The 18,729-nt window shown below is 68.0% G+C and carries 19 protein-coding genes; 13 read left to right on the plus strand and 6 right to left on the minus strand.

All coding sequences use genetic code 11. The features are described from left to right. Nucleotides 1-3: 3 nt before the first annotated feature. Entirely contained in the window at nt 4-669 is a 666-nt protein-coding gene (locus BM345_RS05465) for an NAD(P)H-binding protein (RefSeq protein ID WP_093376369.1), read from the minus strand. Further along, the gene (locus BM345_RS05470) at nt 659-1,441 is read right to left on the minus strand and encodes an SDR family NAD(P)-dependent oxidoreductase (protein WP_093376371.1); all 783 of its coding nucleotides are present in this window, start codon (nt 1,439-1,441) and stop codon (nt 659-661) included. The genes BM345_RS05465 and BM345_RS05470 overlap by 11 nt, the downstream gene beginning before the upstream one ends. 234 nt (nt 1,442-1,675) lie before the next feature. Between BM345_RS05470 and tldD the strand changes: the two genes are divergently transcribed. Both tldD and BM345_RS05480 read left to right on the plus strand, forming a co-directional pair. Next, nucleotides 1,676-3,136 carry a metalloprotease TldD gene (gene tldD, locus BM345_RS05475; protein WP_093377280.1) on the plus strand — a complete coding sequence of 487 codons (1,461 nt, stop codon included), beginning with the start codon at nt 1,676-1,678 and terminating at the stop codon, nt 3,134-3,136. A 219-nt stretch (nt 3,137-3,355) separates the two neighbouring features. After that, nucleotides 3,356-4,474, plus strand: a complete 1,119-nt coding sequence (locus tag BM345_RS05480; RefSeq protein ID WP_093376373.1) for a 3-deoxy-7-phosphoheptulonate synthase — start codon at nt 3,356-3,358, stop codon at nt 4,472-4,474. Nucleotides 4,475-4,477: 3 nt separating this feature from the next. On the opposite strand, the gene BM345_RS05485 is transcribed toward BM345_RS05480, so the two are convergent. From BM345_RS05485 to BM345_RS05495, 3 genes are read right to left on the minus strand one after another with little or no spacing between them, the layout of a single operon-like run. Beyond that, nucleotides 4,478-4,978: a cupin domain-containing protein gene (locus BM345_RS05485; RefSeq protein ID WP_368086476.1), complete on the minus strand. Its 501-nt coding sequence runs from the start codon at nt 4,976-4,978 to the stop codon at nt 4,478-4,480. Nucleotides 4,979-4,988: 10 nt separating this feature from the next. Further along, nucleotides 4,989-6,389, minus strand: coding sequence for a UDP-N-acetylmuramate:L-alanyl-gamma-D-glutamyl-meso-diaminopimelate ligase (gene mpl, locus BM345_RS05490; protein ID WP_093376376.1), 1,401 nt, complete (start codon nt 6,387-6,389; stop codon nt 4,989-4,991). Between the two features lie 43 nt (nt 6,390-6,432). Further along, nucleotides 6,433-7,227: an IclR family transcriptional regulator gene (locus tag BM345_RS05495; RefSeq protein WP_093376378.1), complete on the minus strand. Its 795-nt coding sequence runs from the start codon at nt 7,225-7,227 to the stop codon at nt 6,433-6,435. A 92-nt stretch (nt 7,228-7,319) separates the two neighbouring features. Between BM345_RS05495 and BM345_RS05500 the strand changes: the two genes are divergently transcribed. The 11 genes from BM345_RS05500 (at nt 7,320) to BM345_RS05550 (ending at nt 18,001) form a co-directional block, all read left to right on the plus strand. Next, nucleotides 7,320-8,186 (plus strand): SDR family oxidoreductase, encoded by an 867-nt coding sequence (locus BM345_RS05500; protein WP_093376380.1) that lies wholly within the window; start codon nt 7,320-7,322, stop codon nt 8,184-8,186. A 40-nt stretch (nt 8,187-8,226) separates the two neighbouring features. After that, nucleotides 8,227-9,558 carry a flavin-containing monooxygenase gene (locus tag BM345_RS05505; RefSeq protein ID WP_217653961.1) on the plus strand — a complete coding sequence of 444 codons (1,332 nt, stop codon included), beginning with the start codon at nt 8,227-8,229 and terminating at the stop codon, nt 9,556-9,558. 40 nt (nt 9,559-9,598) lie between these two features. Next, nucleotides 9,599-10,537, plus strand: coding sequence for a bile acid:sodium symporter family protein (locus BM345_RS05510; protein WP_093376386.1), 939 nt, complete (start codon nt 9,599-9,601; stop codon nt 10,535-10,537). 25 nt (nt 10,538-10,562) lie between these two features. After that, on the plus strand, nt 10,563-11,561 hold the full coding sequence (locus tag BM345_RS05515) for an SDR family oxidoreductase (protein WP_093377283.1): 999 nt from the start codon (nt 10,563-10,565) through the stop codon (nt 11,559-11,561). 85 nt (nt 11,562-11,646) lie between these two features. Beyond that, nucleotides 11,647-12,258 (plus strand): hypothetical protein, encoded by a 612-nt coding sequence (locus BM345_RS05520; protein ID WP_093376390.1) that lies wholly within the window; start codon nt 11,647-11,649, stop codon nt 12,256-12,258. Beyond that, nucleotides 12,255-12,818 (plus strand): TlpA family protein disulfide reductase, encoded by a 564-nt coding sequence (locus BM345_RS05525; RefSeq protein WP_093376394.1) that lies wholly within the window; start codon nt 12,255-12,257, stop codon nt 12,816-12,818. The genes BM345_RS05520 and BM345_RS05525 overlap by 4 nt, the downstream gene beginning before the upstream one ends. A 106-nt stretch (nt 12,819-12,924) precedes the next feature. Beyond that, nucleotides 12,925-13,386, plus strand: a complete 462-nt coding sequence (gene accB, locus BM345_RS05530) for an acetyl-CoA carboxylase biotin carboxyl carrier protein (RefSeq protein ID WP_093376397.1) — start codon at nt 12,925-12,927, stop codon at nt 13,384-13,386. A gap of 5 nt (nt 13,387-13,391) precedes the next feature. Then, the gene (gene accC / locus BM345_RS05535; RefSeq protein ID WP_093376402.1) at nt 13,392-14,741 is read left to right on the plus strand and encodes an acetyl-CoA carboxylase biotin carboxylase subunit; all 1,350 of its coding nucleotides are present in this window, start codon (nt 13,392-13,394) and stop codon (nt 14,739-14,741) included. Nucleotides 14,742-14,751: 10 nt separating this feature from the next. After that, the gene (prmA, locus tag BM345_RS05540; protein ID WP_093376405.1) at nt 14,752-15,636 is read left to right on the plus strand and encodes a 50S ribosomal protein L11 methyltransferase; all 885 of its coding nucleotides are present in this window, start codon (nt 14,752-14,754) and stop codon (nt 15,634-15,636) included. Nucleotides 15,637-15,694: 58 nt separating this feature from the next. Next, nucleotides 15,695-17,035, plus strand: a complete 1,341-nt coding sequence (locus BM345_RS05545) for a zinc-ribbon and DUF3426 domain-containing protein (RefSeq protein ID WP_093376409.1) — start codon at nt 15,695-15,697, stop codon at nt 17,033-17,035. 63 nt (nt 17,036-17,098) lie between these two features. Further along, nucleotides 17,099-18,001: a carbohydrate kinase family protein gene (locus BM345_RS05550; protein ID WP_093376412.1), complete on the plus strand. Its 903-nt coding sequence runs from the start codon at nt 17,099-17,101 to the stop codon at nt 17,999-18,001. A 79-nt stretch (nt 18,002-18,080) separates the two neighbouring features. On the opposite strand, the gene BM345_RS05555 is transcribed toward BM345_RS05550, so the two are convergent. Then, complete coding sequence (locus BM345_RS05555; RefSeq protein WP_093376416.1) at nt 18,081-18,581, minus strand: histone H1-like DNA-binding protein; 501 nt, start codon at nt 18,579-18,581, stop codon at nt 18,081-18,083. Nucleotides 18,582-18,729 lie beyond the last annotated feature (148 nt).

Consider the following 18,729-nt stretch of genomic DNA (forward strand, 5'->3'; position numbering starts at 1 on the left):
CGGTCAGGGCCGGCGGTCGGCCCCCAGCCTGATCAGCTCGTCCGAGGAAAGCACGACCAGTCCCTTGGCTGCGGGCAGCGTCCTTACCAGCGCCTTCGCCACGGCCTCGCCCCGGACCGGGCGGTAGCGCCGGGGCAGCAACGGTGAAATCAGCGTCATGAGCGGCGCCGCGAAACCCTCGCCGAAGCGGGGCGGCTGCTTCAGGGCCTTGCGGTCTCCCAGCAGCAGCGACGGCTGGGCGATCACCAGGGCGTCCAGTTGCAGCGCCTTCAGCGCGTCTTCCAGTTCGCCCTTGACGCGGTTGTAGAACACCGCGGATTTCGCGTCGGCGCCCACTGCGCTCACCAGCGCCATCCGCTTCGCGCCTGCCGCGAGCGCGGCATTGGCCACGGCCAGGTTCGCGTCCAGGTCCACGGCGCGAAAAGCTTCCTGGCTGCCCGCGATCTTGATGGTCGTGCCCAATGCCAGGTAGGCCTCGTCCACCGGCTCCAACGCAGGCAGCTTGCGGAAATCCACGACGTGGACCTGCAGCTTGGGGTGGCTTGTCGCCAGCGGCCGACGGGCCAGAACCTGGACCTTGGCAACGCCCGGGTCCAGGAGCAGGTCCTTCAGGACGAGGTCTCCGATGAGGCCGGTCGCGCCGGCCAGGACGACGGATCTAGAAGGCACTCTTGGTGCACCCGCCATCCACCCGAAGCGCCGCACCCGTCGTGCCGGACGACAGGGGGCTGGCCAGGTAGGCGACCATGGCCGCGATCTCTGCGGGCTCTTCGAAGCGCTTGATGAGCGACGTGGGGCGCACCTTCTCGAAGAACTCTCGCTCGAACTCGTCGAAGGACTTGCCGTCCGACTTGGCCAGTGCGTCCACGAAATCGCCGACCCCGCGGGAGCGCGTGGGCCCCGGCAGCACGCTGTTGACCGTGATCCGGGTGCCGGCCAGGCTTTCCGCCAGGCCCCTGGCGACGGCCAGCTGCGCCGTCTTGGTCATGCCGTAGTGGATCATCTCGGCGGGAATCTGGATCGCGCTTTCGCTCGAGATGAAGATGATGCGCCCCCAGTCCGCGCGCTTCATCGCAGGCAGGCACAGCCGGGCGAGCCGAACGCCGCTCAGCACGTTGACCTCGAAGAAGCGCCGCCAGTCCTCGTCGGGGATGTCCTCGAAGGCCTTCGGCTCGAAGATGCCCAGGTTGTTGACCAGGATCTCGATGCCCGGAAAGCGCTCGACGACGGCCTGTGCCGCCTCGGGCGTGCCCAGGTCCCCCGCGAAGCCCAGCGCCTCGCCCCCCTGGATCTGTGCGACCGCCTTGTCGACCGCCTCCTGCGATCGCCCGTTGACGATGACCCGAGCCCCCTCCGCCGCCAGCTGGCTGGCGATCGCGAAGCCGATACCGGCCGTGCTCCCCGAGACGAGTGCCAGCTTTCCCTTGATCTTCAGGTCCATGCATCCTCCGAAGTGGGCGACGGCCAAACGGCCGCCGAGAATTGTGCAGGGATTCCCCGGCCGTACCAAACCCCAAGCCAGTCCCGCACCGCGGAACCGGCTTCGCCGGGCCGCAGGTGGGGTCCCCTCCTCGGGAGGTGGCGAACTACACGCAGCGAAGCGGAGTGAGAAGCCGGGAGGCTCAATTTCCGCAGCGAAGCGAAGTGAAAAGCCGGGGGGCTGATAATGCTTTTCATGATCTCCCGCGAACCCACCATCGAGCGCCTGGCCACGGCGCAGCAACTCCTGCTCACCCCCTTCGGGCTGGACGAATCGCACCTGTCGCGCGCGCTGGCCGAGATCCGCGCCCACAAGGTCGATGACGCCGACCTGTACTTCCAGTACACCCGCAGCGAAGGCTGGAGCCTGGAAGAGGGCATCGTCAAGACCGGCAGCTTCAGCATCGACCAGGGCGTGGGCGTGCGGGCCGTGAGCGGCGAGAAGACCGCTTTCGCGTACTCCGACGACATCTCCGAGGCCTCGCTGCTGGACGCCGCGCGCACCGTGCGCGCCATCGCGAGCGCCGGCAAGTCGGCCAAGGTGAAGGCCGCCACCCGCAAGGTGGCGCCCAGCCGCGCGCTCTACGGCGGGATCGACCCGATCTCCACCCTGGACAGCACCGCCAAGGTCAAGCTGCTGGAAAAGACGGAAAAGCTGGCCCGCTCGCGCGACCCGCGCATCGTGCAGGTCATGGCCGGCCTGGCCAGCGAATACGACGTGGTGCTGGTGGCGCGCGCCGACGGCACCCTCGCCGCCGACGTGCGACCGCTCGTGCGCCTGTCGGTGACGGTGATCGCCGAGCAGAACGGCCGGCGCGAAGTGGGCTCCGGCGGCGGCGGTGGCCGCTTCGGCCTGGCCTATTTCGACGACGAGCACATCGCCAGCTACGTCGACCAGGCGGTGAGCGCTGCCCTGGTCAACCTCGAGTCGCGTCCCGCCCCGGCCGGCGAGATGACCGTGGTGCTCGGCCCCGGCTGGCCCGGCATCCTGCTGCACGAGGCGGTGGGCCACGGGCTGGAAGGCGACTTCAACCGCAAGGGCTCCAGCGCCTTCTCCGGCCTCATCGGCCAGCGCGTGGCGGCCAAGGGCGTGACGGTGCTGGACGACGGCACCATTTCCGACCGCCGCGGCTCGCTCAACGTGGACGACGAAGGCCACGCCAGCCAGCGCAACGTGCTGATCGAGGACGGCATCCTCAAGGGCTACATCCAGGACTCGCTCAACGCCCGCCTGATGGGCGTGCCGCCCACCGGCAACGGCCGGCGCGAGAGCTACGCCCACGTGCCCATGCCGCGCATGACCAACACCTACATGCTCAGCGGCGACAAGGACCCCAAGGAAATCGTCGCCAGCATCAAGAAGGGCCTGTACGCCACCAATTTCGGCGGCGGCCAGGTCGACATCACCAGCGGCAAGTTCGTGTTCTCGGCCAGCGAGGCCTACTGGGTGGAGAACGGCAAGGTGCTCTACCCGGTGAAGGGCGCGACCATCGTGGGCAACGGCCCGGATGCGCTCAAGCGCGTGGGCCTGATCGGCAACGACATGGCGCTGGACAGCGGCGTGGGCACCTGCGGCAAGGAAGGTCAGAGCGTGCCCGTGGGCGTGGGACAGCCGACGCTTCGCATCGACGGGCTGACCGTCGGCGGCACGGCCTGATACAGGTTGCCGCGAAAAGCTGTGCTAGAGTCGCCGCACATGTCCGCCCTCCGCGCTTACTTTTTTGCCTACTTTTGGTTCCCGGTTTCCGGCGGACGAGAGGCGCGCGCGTAAAGCAGACAGACAAGACCTCCCAAGACCGCCGGTGCCAAAAGCCCCGGCGGTTTTTTTTTGCCCCTCTCAAATCCCACTGCAACAACTCCGAAGAAGGACAGCCCGATGAGCACGAACACCGCCACCGCCAGCGACGCCTGGTATGCGCACGTCGAGAAAACCAGCGAGACCGACGACGAACGCATCAAGGACATCAACGTGCTGCCCCCTCCGGAACACCTGATCCGCTTCTTCCCGATCCGCGGGACGCAGGTGGAAACGCTCATCTCCCACACGCGAAAGTCCATCCACAGGATCATGGGTGGCAAGGACGACCGGCTGCTGGTGGTGATGGGCCCGTGCTCCATCCACGATCCGGCCGCGGCGCTGGACTACGCCCGGCGCCTGAAGGCCGAGCGCGACAAGTACGCCGACACGCTGGAGATCGTGATGCGGGTGTACTTCGAGAAGCCGCGCACCACGGTGGGCTGGAAGGGCCTCATCAACGACCCCTACCTCGACGAGAGCTACCGCATCGACGAGGGCCTGCGCATCGCGCGCCAGCTGCTCATCGACATCAACCGCCTGGGGCTGCCGGCGGGCAGCGAGTTCCTGGACGTGATCTCGCCGCAGTACATCGGCGATCTCATCTCCTGGGGCGCGATCGGAGCGCGCACCACCGAGAGCCAGGTGCACCGCGAGCTGGCCTCGGGCCTGTCGGCGCCCATCGGCTTCAAGAACGGCACCGACGGCAACATCCGCATCGCCACCGACGCCATCCAGGCAGCGGCACGCGGTCACCACTTCCTGTCGGTGCACAAGAACGGCCAGGTCGCCATCGTGCAGACCCAGGGCAACCCCGACTGCCACGTGATCCTGCGCGGTGGCAAGGCGCCCAACTACGATGCCGTGAGCGTGGCCGCGGCCTGCACGGACCTCAGCGCCGCCAAGCTGCCGCCCAAGCTGATGGTGGACTGCAGCCATGCCAATAGCTCCAAGCAGCACCAGAAGCAGATCGAGGTGGTGGCCGACGTGGCGCGCCAGATCGAAGGCGGCGCCACCAGCGTGTTCGGCGTGATGGTGGAAAGCCACCTGCAGGCCGGCGCACAGAAGTTCTCGCCCGGCAAGGACACGGTCGCAGCGCTGGAATACGGCAAGAGCATCACCGATGCCTGCATCGGCTGGGACGATTCGGCCGCGGTGCTGGACACGCTCTCGCGCGCCGTGAAGAAGCGCCGCGGCTGATCTTCAGATCAGCGCCGCCAGCTCCGGCCAGTGGTGGCGCATGGCGGCGGCTTCGTCGCCGTCGGGCGCCATGAACGAGAAGTCGTCGAAGTCGAAGCCCGGGCCGACGGTGCAGGTGACCAGGGTGAAGCCCGCTTCGCCCGGCGCCAGGATCGGCCGCGCCGCCTGCCACTGCCCGGCCGGCACCACGTGCTGCGGATGCGTGCCGCGCAGGCCCACCGGCCCCAGCTTCACGTGGGCGGGGGCGATGCGCAGTTGGGAGTCGCAGGTGTAGAGCGCCAGCGGCACGCCGCCCAGGTGCACCCACACCTCGTCGGACAGCACCCGGTGCCAGCGCGAATGCTGGTGCGACTCCAGCAAAAAGTAGATGGTGGTCAGCGCGTCGCGCGCCGGCCGCCCGTCGGCCGGGGCCACGCTGCTGTTCGAGCGGAACACCTCGCGGTACCAGCCGCCCTCGGGGTGCGGCTTCAGGCCCAGGGTCTCGATGAGTTCGCGCGCCTGCATGGGCGCCACTCTAGGCCCCGGAAGCCAGCGCGTCGAGCAGCTTCTGGTGGATGCCGCCGAAGCCGCCGTTGCTCATGCACACGACGTGGTCGCCTGGCCGTGCAGCTGCCACGACCTGGTTCACCAGCGGCTCGATGCCGTCGGCCACCAGTGCGCGTTCACCCATCGGCGCCAGCGCGGCGGCCGCGTCCCAGCCCAGGCCGGCGCTGTGGCAGAAGGCCAGGTCGGCCGCTTCCAGGCTCCAGGGCAACTGGGCCGCCATGGCGCCCAGCTTCATGGTGTTGCTGCGCGGCTCGAACACGGCCAGGATGCGTTCGGCCTTTTGTCCGGCATCGTCCAGCTTGCGGCGCAGGCCATCGAGCGTGGTGCGGATGGCGGTGGGGTGGTGCGCGAAGTCGTCGTACACGCGGATGGCGCCGCCGGCATGCTCCACCGTGCCGCGCAGTTCCATGCGCCGCCGAACGTTGCGAAAGCTCCCCAGCGCCTGCGCCGCCTCGGCCGGCGAAACACCGACGTGCTCGGCCGCGGCAATGGCGGCCAGCGCGTTCATCTGGTTGTGCAGGCCCGACAGTTCCCACTTCACGCGACCGACGGACGCGCCTTTGCGCAGCACCTCGAAGTCGTCGTGCGTGCCGCGCGCCTGCCAGTCGCCGCGCTCGCCGCCGAAGCCGGCGACCTCGCTCCAGCAGCCCTGGGCCAGCACCCGCTGCAGGCTGTCCTCGGTGGCGTTGACCACCAGCCGGCCGGTGGAGGGCACGGTGCGCACCAGGTGATGGAACTGGCGCTCGATGGCGGCCAGGTCGTCGAAGATGTCCGCGTGGTCGAACTCGAGGTTGTTCAGGATCGCGGTGCGCGGCCGGTAGTGCACGAACTTGCTGCGCTTGTCGAAGAAGGCGGTGTCGTATTCGTCCGCCTCGATCACGAAGGCATCGCCCTGGCCCAGCCGGGCCGACACGCCGAAGTCCAGCGGCACGCCGCCCACCAGGAAGCCCGGCGCGCGCCCGCAGCGTTCCAGGACCCAGGCCAGCATCGAGGTGGTGGTGGTCTTGCCGTGCGTGCCGGCCACCGCCATGACGTGGCGTCCCTGCAGCACGTGCTCGGCCAGCCATTGCGGGCCGCTGGTGTAGCGCGCGCCAGCGTCGAGGATGGCCTCCATCAACGGGAACTTGGGCGCGCCGTCGTCCAGGCGCGCGCGCGAGACCACGTTGCCGATGACGAAGACGTCGGGCGCGAGCGCCATCTGGTCGGCGCCGAAGCCCTCGATGAGTTCGATGCCCAGGGCGCGCAGCTGGTCGCTCATGGGCGGATAGACGCCCGCGTCGCAGCCGGTGACGCGGTGGCCGGCCTCGCGGGCCAGGGCGGCAAGGCCGCCCATGAAGGTGCCGCAGATGCCGAGGATGTGAATATGCATCGGCCGATTCTAGGAGTCGCGCCGGGCCGCCCCCGGCGCGGCCTCAGCCCATGGCCCGGGCGATGTGGCCGGCGGCGCTGCGCAGCTTGTCCAGCTGCTGCAGCGCGGAGGACAGGGGCATGCGGATGGCCGGCGCCTGCAGGGCCACGGCGCAGCGCACCGGGCCGTGCGGCTCGTCGCGCACCGGCACGGCCACGCAGACCATGCCTTCGATGAACTCCTCGGCGTCCACCGAGTGGCCTTCGCGGCGGATGCGGTCCAGCTCGGCTTCCAGGCGGTCGCGCGTGTCCAGCGTGTGGGCGGTGTAGCGCTCCAGCGGCAGGCCGTCGAGCAGGCGGTCGCGCTGCGAGCGGGGCAGGTGCGCCAGGAAGAGCTTGCCGCTGGCCGAGCAGTGCAGGGGAACCCGCGAGCCCGGACGAAGGTCCATCCGCAGCGGGAAGGCAGTTTCCACGCGGTCGATGTAGAAAACTTCCGAGCCCGACAGCGCGGTGAGGTTGCAGGTCTCGCCCACATCCGACACCAGTTGGCGCAGCAGCGCATGGCGGATGCCGGTGCTGCCGCTGGCGCGCAGCACGGTTTCGCCGAAGCGGATCAGCCGGGGCGTGACGGCATAGCGGCGGCCGTCGGAGCCGCGCGCGAGCAGGCCGCCGGCTTCCAGTTGCTGCAGCATGCGGTGGACCGAGGGCTTGGGCTGGCCGCTCAGGCGGACCACGTCTGCGAGCGATTGCGGCTCGCCGGTGGCGGCCACGAGTTCCAGCATCTGAAGAAGGCGCAATCCGGGCGTATGGGCCTGCTCGTTGTCTTCACGAGCTTCGGCGAAAGATTCTGTCATTTCCATGGGGCGTATCGAAAACAGAGACTTATCGTAATTGATTTCGAGATTGTCGCCGATCTTTTGCTAAGATGCGTGACTTCTGAAGCTTTTTACCTATGGATCGAGCACTCCGTCACGTGGTGATTACCGGGGCCTGCGGTGGCCTGGGCCGCGCCATGGCGTCGGCTGCGCTCGCGCGCGGCGCCCGGGTGGCGCTGGTGGGACTCGAGCGTGAAAAGCTCGATTCGCTGGCCGCCACCGCGCCGGACCGTTGCGCGGTGTACACACCCGACGTGAGCGACAGCGAGGCCATGCAGGCCATGGCGCGCGACTGCATGGCGCGCTTCGGCGTGCCCGACGCGGTCATCGCCAATGCCGGCGTGGCTGGCGGCTTCGACACGGCCGAGGCCTCGGACCTGGCCGTGTTCAGGCGCATGCTCGAGATCAACCTGCTGGGCGCCGCCGTCACCTTCCAGCCCTTCCTCAAGCCGATGCGCGAGCGCGGGCAGGGCGTGCTGGCCGGCATCGCCAGCATCGCGGGCCGCCGCGGCATGCCGGGCAACGGCGCTTACTGCGCGAGCAAGGGTGGGCTGATTCGCTACCTGCAGAGCCTGCGCGCCGAGCTGCGCGGCAGCGGCATCGCCGTGTGCACCGTGAGCCCGGGCTACCTGCGCACCCAGCTCACCGCCGGCAACCGCTTCGCGATGCCGGGCCTGATGGAGCCCGAGGTGGCGGCCCGCCTGATCCTGCAGGCGCTGGCCGAAGGCCGCGAGCAGCTGGTGCTGCCGCGCCGCGTCGGCTGGCTTTCAAATCTTCTGGACCTGCTGCCCGACGCATGGCATGACGCCGTGCTATTGAAGCAGCCCCGCAAACCCCGTGCGGGTGAAGCGGGCGCCACGGCCATACCCGGCCTGGGTGCCTCGCCGGTCGGCGGCGCCACCCGCGCCGTGTCCGAACCGCCATCCGAACCCGCCTCGCGCTAGACCAGCGCCTGGCCTGCCAAGTCCTTCCTGGAGTCTGTCCGTGTCCGTTCCTGCGTCCGCACTCGTGCCCACCCACCAGCAGATCGCCCTGATCGGCGCCGGCCCCTCGGGCCTGGCCGGCGCGCGCAACCTTCAGAAGCTGGGCGTTACCTTCCAGGGCTTCGAGGCGCACAGCGACGTCGGCGGGCTGTGGAACATCGGCAATCCGCGCAGCACGGTCTACCAGTCGGCGCACCTCATCTCATCCAAGCGCACCACGGAGTTCAGGGAATTCCCGATGCCCGAGCACGTGGCCGACTACCCCAGCCACACCGAGCTGTCGCGCTACTTCAGCGATTTCGCCGACCACTTCGGCCTGCGCCAGCACTTCCGCTTCAACACCAAGGTGCTGCGCGTGGAGCCGGTGACCGAGTGCGCCTCCACCCTGTGGCGCGTGAGCGTCGACGCAGGCGGCGGCCGCATCGAGACGGCCGACTACAAGGGCGTGGTGATTGCCAACGGCACGCTGTCCGAGCCCTCGATGCCGCGCTTTCCCGGCTTCTTCGACGGCGAACTGCTCCACACCAGTGCCTACAAGAAGGCGAGCCTGTTCACCGACAAGCGCGTGCTGGTGGTGGGCGCCGGCAACAGCGGCTGCGACATTGCGGTGGACGCGGTGCACTACGCGAAGAGCGTGGACATCTCGGTGCGCCGCGGCTACTACTTCGTGCCCAAGTACGTCTTCGGCAAGCCGGCGGACACGCTGGGCGGCAAGCGCCCGCTGCCGGCCTGGATCAAGCAGCGGGTGGACGCGCTGGTGCTCAAGTGGTTCACCGGCGACCCGGTGCGCTTCGGCTTTCCCAAGCCGGCCTACCGCATGTACGAGTCGCATCCGGTGGTCAATTCGCTGATCCTGCACCACATCGGCCACGGCGACATCGGAGTGCGCGCCGACATCGAGCGCATGGAAGGCCACACGGTGCACTTCAAGGACGGCAGCGCGCGCGACTACGACCTGGTGCTGTGCGCTACCGGCTACAAGCTGCACTACCCCTTCATCGACCGCACCTGGCTGAACTGGCAGGGCATGGCGCCCAACCTGTACCTGAACATCTTCGCGCCGGGCTTCGACAACCTGGCGGTGCTGGGGATGATCGAGGCCAGCGGCATCGGCTGGCAGGGCCGCTACGAGCAGGCCGAGCTGCTGGCGCGCTACTTCAAGGCGCAGGCCGACGGCAAGCCGCAGGCGGCGGTGCTGAAGGCGGCCAAGACCGGGCCTGCGCCCGACCTCTCGGGTGGCTACCGATACCTGAAGCTCGAACGCATGGCCTACTACGTCAACAAGGACGCCTACCGCCAGGCCGTGCGCGAAGCCGCTGCCAAGCTGGCCTGAGCGGCGCGGCTTCACTCTCGACCCTCCATCCGGACGCGCCATGCTGCCTGTCGACGAAATACGCCTGAACTTCAACCCGGCCTCGCTGGTGCTGCTGAATGCGGTGCTGGGCTTCCTCATGTTCGGCATCGCGCTGGACACCCGGGTCGCCGACTTCAAGCGCGTGGCACGCATGCCCTTGGCCATGGGCGTGGGCATTGCCGCGCAGTTCATCGTGTTGCCGGCCGTCACCTTCTGCCTGACGCTGCTGCTCAAGCCGGCGCCCAGCATCGCGCTGGGCATGATCCTGGTGGCCTGCTGCCCGCCGGGCAACATCTCCAACATCCTCACGCACCGCGCCGGCGGCAACGTGGCGCTGTCGGTGTCGATGACGGCCATCTCGAACCTGATCGCCATCGTGGTGATGCCGCTGAACTTCGCCTTCTGGGGCGGCATCCATCCCACGGCGTCGGCGCTGCTCAAGACCATCGCGCTGAATCCGGCCGAGATGGTGGTGCACATCATCACCATCATCGGCGCGCCCTTCGTGCTGGGCATCGCGGTGGCGCACTTCTTCCCGCGCTTCACCGAGAAGGCGAAGAAGCCCATCCGCATCCTCAGCTTCCTGTGCCTGATCGGCTTCATCGTCGGCGCCATCGCCGGCAACTGGCGTTATTTCCTGGACTACGTGGGCCTGGTGCTGCTGGCCGTGGCGCTGCACGACGCGCTGGCCTTCGCCACCGGCTACTTCTGCGCCTCGGCCACGCGCCTGTCGGAGTACGACCGGCGTGCCGTGAGCTTCGAGGTCGGCATCCGCAACGCGGGGCTGGGCCTGGTGCTGATCTTCAGTTTCTTCGGCGGCCTGGGCGGCATGGCGGTGGTCGCCGGCGTCTGGGGCTTCTGGGACATCGTCGCCGGCATGCTGCTGGCCAGCTGGTGGGCGCGCCGCCCGCTGTCTTCCTCTTCCACATCCCCCGCGGCCACCCGGCGCTCCGCCTGATTCGTCTTCTTTCTCTCCCATGGTCATGAATACGCCCCAACAGGCGCGGCGGGTGCTGGTCACCGGCGCCGACGGTTTCCTGGGCCGCACCGTCGTGGCCCAGCTGGCGCAACTGCCGGACATCGACAGCGTGGTCGCGCTCGACGTGCGCGATGTGCCCGAGGGCCGGCGCGTGCCCGGCGTCACCTACATCGCGCAGGACATCCGCGCGCCCGAACTGAAGGAAACGCTGGCCGAGCACCTGGTCGATGCCGTGGTGCACCTGGCGGCCATCGTCACGCCTGGCGCCGGCAGCAACCGCGAGTTCGAGTATTCGGTGGACGTGCTGGGCACGAAGAACGTGCTGGAAGCCTGCGTGGCCAGCGGCGTGTCGCACCTGGTGGTGTCCTCCAGCGGCGCGGCCTACGGCTACCACGCCGACAACCCGGCCTGGATCGACGAGGACCAGGCGCTGCGCGGCAACGAGAGCTTTGCCTATTCGCACCACAAGCGCCTGGTGGAGGAGATGCTGGCCGACTACCGCCAGCGCTTTCCCAGGCTGCACCAGACGGTGCTGCGCATCGGCACCATCCTGGGCGAGCAGGTCAACAACCAGATCACGGCCCTGTTCGACAAGCCGCGCATCCTGGCGATCCAGGGCAGCGACAGCCCCTTCGTGTTCATCTGGGACGAGGACGTCACGGCCTGCATCGTGCACGCCATCAAGACCGGCCGCACCGGCTGCTTCAACGTGGCGGGCGATGGCGCGCTCACGCTGCAGCAGATCGCGGCGCTGCTGCGCAAGCCGCTGTTGTCGCTGCCCGCGCCGCTGCTCAAGCTGGCGCTGACGGTGGGCACGCACCTGCGCATCAGCCGCTACGGTCCCGAGCAGCTGGACTTCCTGCGCTACCGGCCGGTGCTGTCGAACTACCGGCTCAAGACCGACTTCGGCTACGTGCCGCGCAAGACCAGCCTGGAGGCTTTCCTGGCGTTCAAGGCGGCGCGGCAGGCGCGCTCGCGCCAGGGCCTGATGATGATCGCCTGATCCGCGCGCGCCAAGCCACGGCTTGCGGCTGGGCATTGCGCGGGCGCGGCTTCTGCCTGACCGGCAGCACGGGCACAATGGGCCGATGGACAGCTCTTCATCGTCTTCCAAACGGGAAATCGCCGCCTTTGCCGCGCGCATGGTGGTCGAAGAAGGGCTGGAGTACGGCCCCGCCAAACGCCGGGCCGTGCGCGAGATGGGCCTGTCTTCACGCACCGCCTTGCCCAACAACGACGAGGTCGAGGCCGAAGTGCGCGACTACATCCAGATCTTCTGCGCCGATACGCAGCCCGCCGAATTGCGCGCGCTGCGCCAGTTGGCGCTGGAATGGATGGAGCACATGGCGGCCTTCAGGCCCTATGTGGGCGGCTCGGTGTGGCACGGCACCGCCACGCGGCTGTCGGACATCTACATCCAGATGTTCTGCGATGACCCCAAATCGGCGGAGATCACCCTCATCGACCACCACGTGGACTACGAGCCGCGCATGGTCACCGGTTTCCATGGCGAGCAGGTGGAGGCGTTGAGCCTGCACGTGTTCAGCAAGGAACTGAACGAGGAGATCGGCGTGCACCTCATGGTCTACGACCTGGACGACCTGCGAGGCGCGCTCAAGCCCGACTCGCAAGGGCGCCCCCCTCGCGGCAACCTGGCAGCGTTGCGCCGCCTGCTGGAAAAGGACAGTTCCCCTTCATGAGCGACACGACTTCCGCCTCTCCTGGCGCTGCTTCCCGGCGTACCTGGCTCTTTGGCGCTGCCGCCGTCCTGGCTGCCAGCGCCGGTGCCGGCGCGGCCTGGTGGAAGCAGCGGCCAGCCAGCGGCCACGAGGCCCTGGGCACGGACTTTTGGGGCCGCAGTTTCGAGCGGCCCGAGGGCGGTGAGCTGACCATGGCTTCCTTGCGCGGCAAGCCGGTGCTGCTCAATTTCTGGGCCACCTGGTGCGCACCCTGCGTCGAAGAGATGCCAATGCTTGACCGCTTCTTCCGTGAACATGCTGCGAACGGTGTGCAAGTGGTCGGGTTGGCCATTGATCAACCCAGCTCCGTGCGCAAGTTCCTGCAGCGCACGGCGGTCACCTACCCCATCGGCCTGGCGGGCCTGGACGGTACCGACCTGATCCGCCAACTGGGCAACACCGCAGGGGGACTGCCCTTCACCCTGGCCGTGACGGCCGAAGGGGCCGTGGCGGAACGTAAAATGGGCAAGCTCGAGCAGACCGACCTCGACGCCTGGCGCCGCGACTTTTTTCGCGGTTAGAATCCGACGCCCCGCACTTCAAACATTTGGCGCAAGTACGCCGAAGTTTGCTGATTTTCCGGCGATTTAATTCAAATAATCGGCACTCTGCCGGCGATGGAGTCCCATGGATCTGCGCAAACTCAAGACACTGATCGACCTGGTGTCTGAATCCAATATTTCCGAACTGGAAATCACCGAAGCCGAAGGCAAGGTCCGTATCGTCAAGGGTGGCACCGCCCCCGCGGCAGTCCAGTACGTGCAGGCCCTGCCTGCCGCCGCCGCCCCTGTCGCGGGCGCCGCGCCAGCCGCTGCAGCCGCCCCGGCCGCCGCCGCGGCGCCGGCGGCGCCTTCGGGCCACGTGGTCAAGTCGCCCATGGTGGGCACCTTCTACCGTTCCTCCAGCCCCGGTGCCGCCCCCTTCGTCGAATTGGGCGCGCAGGTCAAGGAAGGCGACACCATCTGCATCATCGAGGCCATGAAGATCCTCAACGAGATCGAGGCCGACAAGTCCGGCACGATCACCCAGATCCTCGGCGAAAACGGCCAGGCGGTCGAATACGGCCAGCCGCTGTTCATCATCGAGTGAACTAGATGTTCAAGAAGATCCTGGTTGCGAACCGTGGGGAAATCGCCCTGCGGATCCAGCGCGCTTGCAGCGAGCTGGGCATCAAGGCGGTGATGGTCTATTCCGAGGCCGACCGCGACGCCAAGTATGTGAAGCTGGCGCAGGAGGCGGTGTGCATCGGCCCAGCGCCGTCCTCGCAGAGCTACCTCAACATGCCGGCCATCATCTCGGCCGCCGAGGTGACCGATTCCGAGGCCATCCACCCCGGCTACGGCTTCCTGAGCGAGAACGCCAACTTCGCCGAGCGGGTGGAGCAGAGCGGCTTCCAGTTCATCGGCCCGACGCCCGACAACATCCGCACCATGGGCGACAAGGTCTCGGCCAAGCAGGCCATGATCAAGGCCGGCGTGCCCTGCGTGCCGGGCTCAGAAGGTGAGCTGTCGGACGACGCGGCCACCAACAAGCGCATCGCGCGGGCCATCGGCTACCCGGTGATCATCAAGGCCGCCGGCGGCGGCGGTGGCCGCGGCATGCGGGTGGTGCACACCGAGGCTGCGCTGATCAACGCGATCCAGATGACCAAGGCGGAGGCGCAGGCGGCCTTCAACAACGCGGCGGTGTACATGGAGAAGTTCCTCCAGAACCCGCGCCACGTCGAGATCCAGATCCTGGCCGACAAGCACAAGAACGCGGTCTACCTGGGCGAGCGCGACTGCTCCATGCAGCGGCGCCACCAGAAGGTGATCGAGGAATCGCCCGCCCCGGGCATCCCGCGCAAGCTGATCGAGCGCATCGGCGAGCGCTGCGCGAACGCCTGCAAGAAGATCGGCTACCGCGGCGCCGGCACCTTCGAGTTCCTCTATGAAGACGGCGAGTTCTACTTCATCGAGATGAACACGCGGGTGCAGGTGGAGCATCCGGTGACCGAACTGGTCACCGGCATCGACATCGTCAAGACGCAGATCATGGTGGCGGCCGGCGAGAAGCTGCCGTTCACGCAGCGCCAGATCGAGATCCGCGGCCATTCCATCGAATGCCGCGTCAACGCCGAAGACCCGTACAAGTTCACGCCTTCGCCGGGCCGTATCACCATGTGGCATCCGCCGGGCGGTCCTGGCGTGCGGGTGGATTCGCACGTCTACACCAACTACTTCGTGCCGCCGAACTACGACTCGATGATCGGCAAGATCATCGTGCACGGCGACACCCGCGAGCAGGCGCTGGCGCGCATGCGCACGGCGCTGAACGAGACGGTGGTCGAGGGCATCCATACCAACATCCCGCTGCACCGCGAGCTGATGGTGGATTCGAAGTTCATGGCCGGTGGCACCAACATCCACTATCTCGAAGAGTGGCTGGCTGCCCACAAGCGATAGGACGTTTCACGTGTTCGAGCTGCGCCTGCTGGCCCCCGAGGAAAAGATCGAGATCGTCGGCGAGGCGCTGGACGCGCTCGACGCGCTGAGCGTGTCGGTGGAAGACGCCGACGCGCAGACGGACGCCGAGCAGGCCCTGTTCGGCGAGCCGGGCATGCCGCCGCCCAAGGATGGCTGGCAGCGCTCGCGCGTGATTGCGCTCTTTCCGGACGAGGCCGCCGCGCGCGGTGCCGGCCAGGTGCTCTCGGTGCAGGACTTCTTCGACGGATGCGAGTTGATCGGCGTGGCCGAGGTGCCCGAGCAGGACTGGGTGCGCCTCACGCAGTCGCAGTTCGCGCCGGTGTACATCACGCCCGAGTTCTGGATCGTGCCGACCTGGCACGAGCCCCCGGCCGCGGCGAAGCAGGTGATCCGGCTGGATCCGGGCCTGGCCTTCGGCACCGGCACGCATCCCACCACGCGCATGTGCCTGCGCTGGATCGCTCGCCAGGGTTCACTCGCCGGCCAGCGCGTGCTGGACTACGGCTGTGGCTCGGGCATCCTGGCCATCGGTGCCGCCAAGTTCGGTGCCACAGAGATCGATGCGGTGGACATCGATCCGGCCGCGGTCGACTCGACGCGGCTCAATGCGGACGCCAACGGTGTCGTGCTGCAGGCCGGTCTTCCGGAAGCGGCCACGGGCCGCTACGGCGTGGTGCTGGCGAACATCCTGGCCACGCCGCTGAAGGTGCTCGCACCGCTGTTGTGCCAGCACGTGGCACCTGGTGGTGCACTGGTGCTGGCCGGCATCCTGGAGCGGCAGGCGCAGGAACTCAAGGACGCCTACGCGCCCTATGTCCAGCTGGAAGTCAGCGACGCCGAGGACGGCTGGATCCTGATGACGGCCCGGCGTTGAGCCCGGCATCCTTTTCGCAACGCTGGGGGCGCAGACCCGCCTCTACAATTTGCGACACATGAGACTCGTCACCCGCTGTCCCGCCTGCGCGACCACCTTCAAGGTCGTCCGGGACCAGCTTCGCATTTCCGAAGGCTGGGTGCGTTGCGGCCGTTGCAGCGAGGTGTTCGACGCCACGCTGGACCTGCTTGAAACCGACGACGACGGCGTGCTGCTCGAATCTTCCAAGGCGGCACCGCCTGCTCCGGTTGCGGCACCGCAGCCGACGCGAGCTGCGCAGGAGAACCTGCTGCCGGCATCGGCGGGGCTGCCGGCCATCCACTGGCCCGCCGCCGACATGCTCGACCTGGGTGCCAGGACGCCGGCGCCGCAGCCGGCGCCTGAATCTTCTCTGCCATCGCGCACCTCGACGCCGTACGACGCGGCGCAAGACCCGGTGCCCGTCCCTTCGCTGGACGACGACGAAGAAGAATTCAACGACAGCGACGGCGAGCAGAAGGAGCCCTGGCTCGACGAGATGATGGCTTCCACGCAGGCGCTGCAGGAGGCCCTGCAATCGATGCCGGCTTCGCTCGACACCGGGGCTACGCCTCTCGCCGAGACGCAGCGCCGCGAGCCCGAGTTCACGCCCTCGCTCACCGCCGCCTCGCCGATCGAGGAGGCCGTCAACGCACAGGTGCAGAAGGCACTGCGGCGCGAGCGGCTCAAGGCGTTGCGCAAGGAGCGGGCCGAGCAGAAGGAGCGCGAGCGCGCCGCGCGCATCGAGCCGCTCGGCGAGGACTTCGTCGCAGCACGCGCAGCTGCGCCCGCGGCGGTGTCCGAATCCCCGGACCTCGCCGAGACCGTGCTGCTCGAAGCGCCATCGGCAAGCTCCGGCATGGCGGTCGACGTGGACATCACGCAGCCGGAACGGCCTGGCCTCGCGCGCCGCATGCTCTGGGCGCTGGCCTGCGTGCTGGCGCTGGCCGTGCTCGTGCTGCAGGTGGCGTATCAGGAGCGCGACACCCTGGTGGCGCGCGAGCCGCGGCTGCGCCCCGCCTTACAGGCCCTGTGCGATGTGACCGGCTGCCAGTTGTCGGCCTTGCGCCAGATCGGCTCCATCACCATCGACGGCGCTTCCTTCTCACGCGAGAAGGAGGGCGAGGGCTATCGCCTGGTCTTTGCCTTGCGCAATGGCGCGCGCATGCCGCTGGCCATGCCCTCCATCGAGCTCACGCTGCTGGACACACAGGAGCGTGCGCTGGTGCGGCGCGTGATGTCCCCTGCCCAGTTCGGCGCCGGCACGGTGCTGGGCGCCGGCGCAGAGCACAATGCCTCCTTGCCGCTACAGTTGGCAGGCAGCGACGCCGTGGGTCTCCCGCCGGTGGCCGGCTACCGCCTGATCGCCTTCTACCCCTGAGCGCCTGGACGCACCGTCGCTCGATTTCGTCGCCATCGCGACCTATCCAAACATCTTTCATTCATGGCAACCGTCATCTGCGGCTCCCTCGCCTTCGACACCATCATGACTTTCGAAGGGCGGTTCGCGGACCAGATCCTTCCGGACCAGCTGCACATCCTGAACGTGTCCTTCCTGGTGCCCAGCCTTCGGCGCGACTTCGGCGGCTGCGCGGGCAACGTGGCCTACAGCCTGAACGCGCTGGGTGGCCGCGCCCTGCCGATGGCCACCGTGGGCGTGGATGGCGCGGACTACATCGAGCGCCTGCGCAGCCTGGGCATCTCGACCGAGTTCGTGCGCGAGGTGGCCGACACCTACACCGCGCAGGCCATGATCATGACCGACCGGGACAACAACCAGATCACCGCCTTCCACCCCGGCGCGATGCAGCAGGCGCACATCACGAAGATCCAGCCGCGTGACGACATCCGCCTGGGCATCGTCGCGCCGGACGGCCGCGACGCCATGCTCTCGCATGCCGAGCAGTTCAAGGCGGCCGGCATTCCCTTCGTGTTCGATCCGGGCCAGGGCCTGCCCATGTTCAACGGCGACGAACTGGGCCACTTCATCGAGCAGGCCGACTGGGTCACGGTGAACGACTACGAGGGCCGCATGCTCAGCGAGCGCACCGGCTGGGACAGCGCCGAGATCTCGCGCCGCGTGCGCGGCCTGGTCGTCACGCTGGGGGCCGAAGGCTGCGAGGTGTGGGAAGGCGGGCAGATGACGCGCGTGCAAGCGGTCAAGCCCAAGGCGGTGGTCGACCCGACCGGATGCGGGGACGCATGGCGTGGCGCGCTGCTCTACGGCCTGGAGCAGGGCTGGCCGCTGGAGCGCTGCGCTGCGCTGGGCAACAAGCTGGGTGCGCTGAAGATCGCGCAGCGCGGGCCGCAGAACTACGAAGTGAATCGCGCCGACCTGGGTCTCTGAGCGGCCCGGCACACCGGAAAAAAAGAAGCCCGGCACCTTGCGGTGCCGGGCTTCTGCCTTTCAGCTAGGACGCGCCGACTCAGGGCTTGCCAGCCGTGGGGAACGGCCAGGCAGCTTGCGGGTTCAGCGTGGTCTGTGCAGCAGGGGCAGGCGCGGGTGCGGCCTTGGGGGCAGCAGGCGCTTTGGCCGCCTTTTTGGCAGCAGGCTTTTTCGCGGCCTTCTTGGCAGCAGGCTTCTTGGCAGCAGCCTTTTTCGCAGGGGCCTTCTTCGCAGCAGCCTTCTTCGCAGGCGCCTTCTTGGCAGCGGCCTTCTTAGCAGGCGCCTTCTTGGCTACGGCCTTCTTCGCCGGGGCCTTCTTGGCCGCCGCCTTCTTGGCGGGGGCCTTCTTCGCTGCGGCCTTCTTCGCCGGCGCCTTCTTGGCGACGACCTTCTTGGCGGCGACCTTCTTCGCCGGCGCCTTCTTGGCAGCGGCCTTCTTCGCCGGAGCCTTCTTCGCTGCGGCCTTCTTAGCCGGTGCCTTCTTGGCCGGAGCCTTCTTTGCAGCGGCCTTCTTCGCCGGCGCTTTCTTTGCAGTTGCCATTTCTTTCTCCTAGTTCAAGTTGAAAAATCAACCTTCGAAGCACTTCACGTCTTTCTTGTGAGCTCGTGAAGCGATCCATGGGGTTGGGGCAATCCCCAGCACCATGAACACCTGAGCCCCGGGCGCCGCACTCTGACCGGTGCATGGG

This window comes from Variovorax sp. OV329, assembly GCF_900114785.1.
Taxonomy (GTDB): domain Bacteria; phylum Pseudomonadota; class Gammaproteobacteria; order Burkholderiales; family Burkholderiaceae_C; genus Variovorax.

Coding starts and splice junctions, on each gene's coding strand:
- BM345_RS05555 (WP_093376416.1), bottom strand. CDS start 18,581: ATGGCAACTGCAAAGAAAGCGCCGGCGAAGAAGGCCGCTGCAAAGAAG.
- accC (WP_093376402.1), top strand. CDS start 13,392: ATGTTCAAGAAGATCCTGGTTGCGAACCGTGGGGAAATCGCCCTGCGG.
- BM345_RS05525 (WP_093376394.1), top strand. CDS start 12,255: ATGAGCGACACGACTTCCGCCTCTCCTGGCGCTGCTTCCCGGCGTACC.
- BM345_RS05510 (WP_093376386.1), top strand. CDS start 9,599: ATGCTGCCTGTCGACGAAATACGCCTGAACTTCAACCCGGCCTCGCTG.
- BM345_RS05480 (WP_093376373.1), top strand. CDS start 3,356: ATGAGCACGAACACCGCCACCGCCAGCGACGCCTGGTATGCGCACGTC.
- BM345_RS05520 (WP_093376390.1), top strand. CDS start 11,647: ATGGACAGCTCTTCATCGTCTTCCAAACGGGAAATCGCCGCCTTTGCC.
- tldD (WP_093377280.1), top strand. CDS start 1,676: ATGATCTCCCGCGAACCCACCATCGAGCGCCTGGCCACGGCGCAGCAA.
- BM345_RS05550 (WP_093376412.1), top strand. CDS start 17,099: ATGGCAACCGTCATCTGCGGCTCCCTCGCCTTCGACACCATCATGACT.
- accB (WP_093376397.1), top strand. CDS start 12,925: ATGGATCTGCGCAAACTCAAGACACTGATCGACCTGGTGTCTGAATCC.
- BM345_RS05500 (WP_093376380.1), top strand. CDS start 7,320: ATGGATCGAGCACTCCGTCACGTGGTGATTACCGGGGCCTGCGGTGGC.
- mpl (WP_093376376.1), bottom strand. CDS start 6,389: ATGCATATTCACATCCTCGGCATCTGCGGCACCTTCATGGGCGGCCTT.
- BM345_RS05545 (WP_093376409.1), top strand. CDS start 15,695: ATGAGACTCGTCACCCGCTGTCCCGCCTGCGCGACCACCTTCAAGGTC.
- BM345_RS05470 (WP_093376371.1), bottom strand. CDS start 1,441: ATGGACCTGAAGATCAAGGGAAAGCTGGCACTCGTCTCGGGGAGCACG.
- BM345_RS05515 (WP_093377283.1), top strand. CDS start 10,563: ATGAATACGCCCCAACAGGCGCGGCGGGTGCTGGTCACCGGCGCCGAC.
- BM345_RS05495 (WP_093376378.1), bottom strand. CDS start 7,227: ATGGAAATGACAGAATCTTTCGCCGAAGCTCGTGAAGACAACGAGCAG.
- BM345_RS05485 (WP_368086476.1), bottom strand. CDS start 4,978: ATGCAGGCGCGCGAACTCATCGAGACCCTGGGCCTGAAGCCGCACCCC.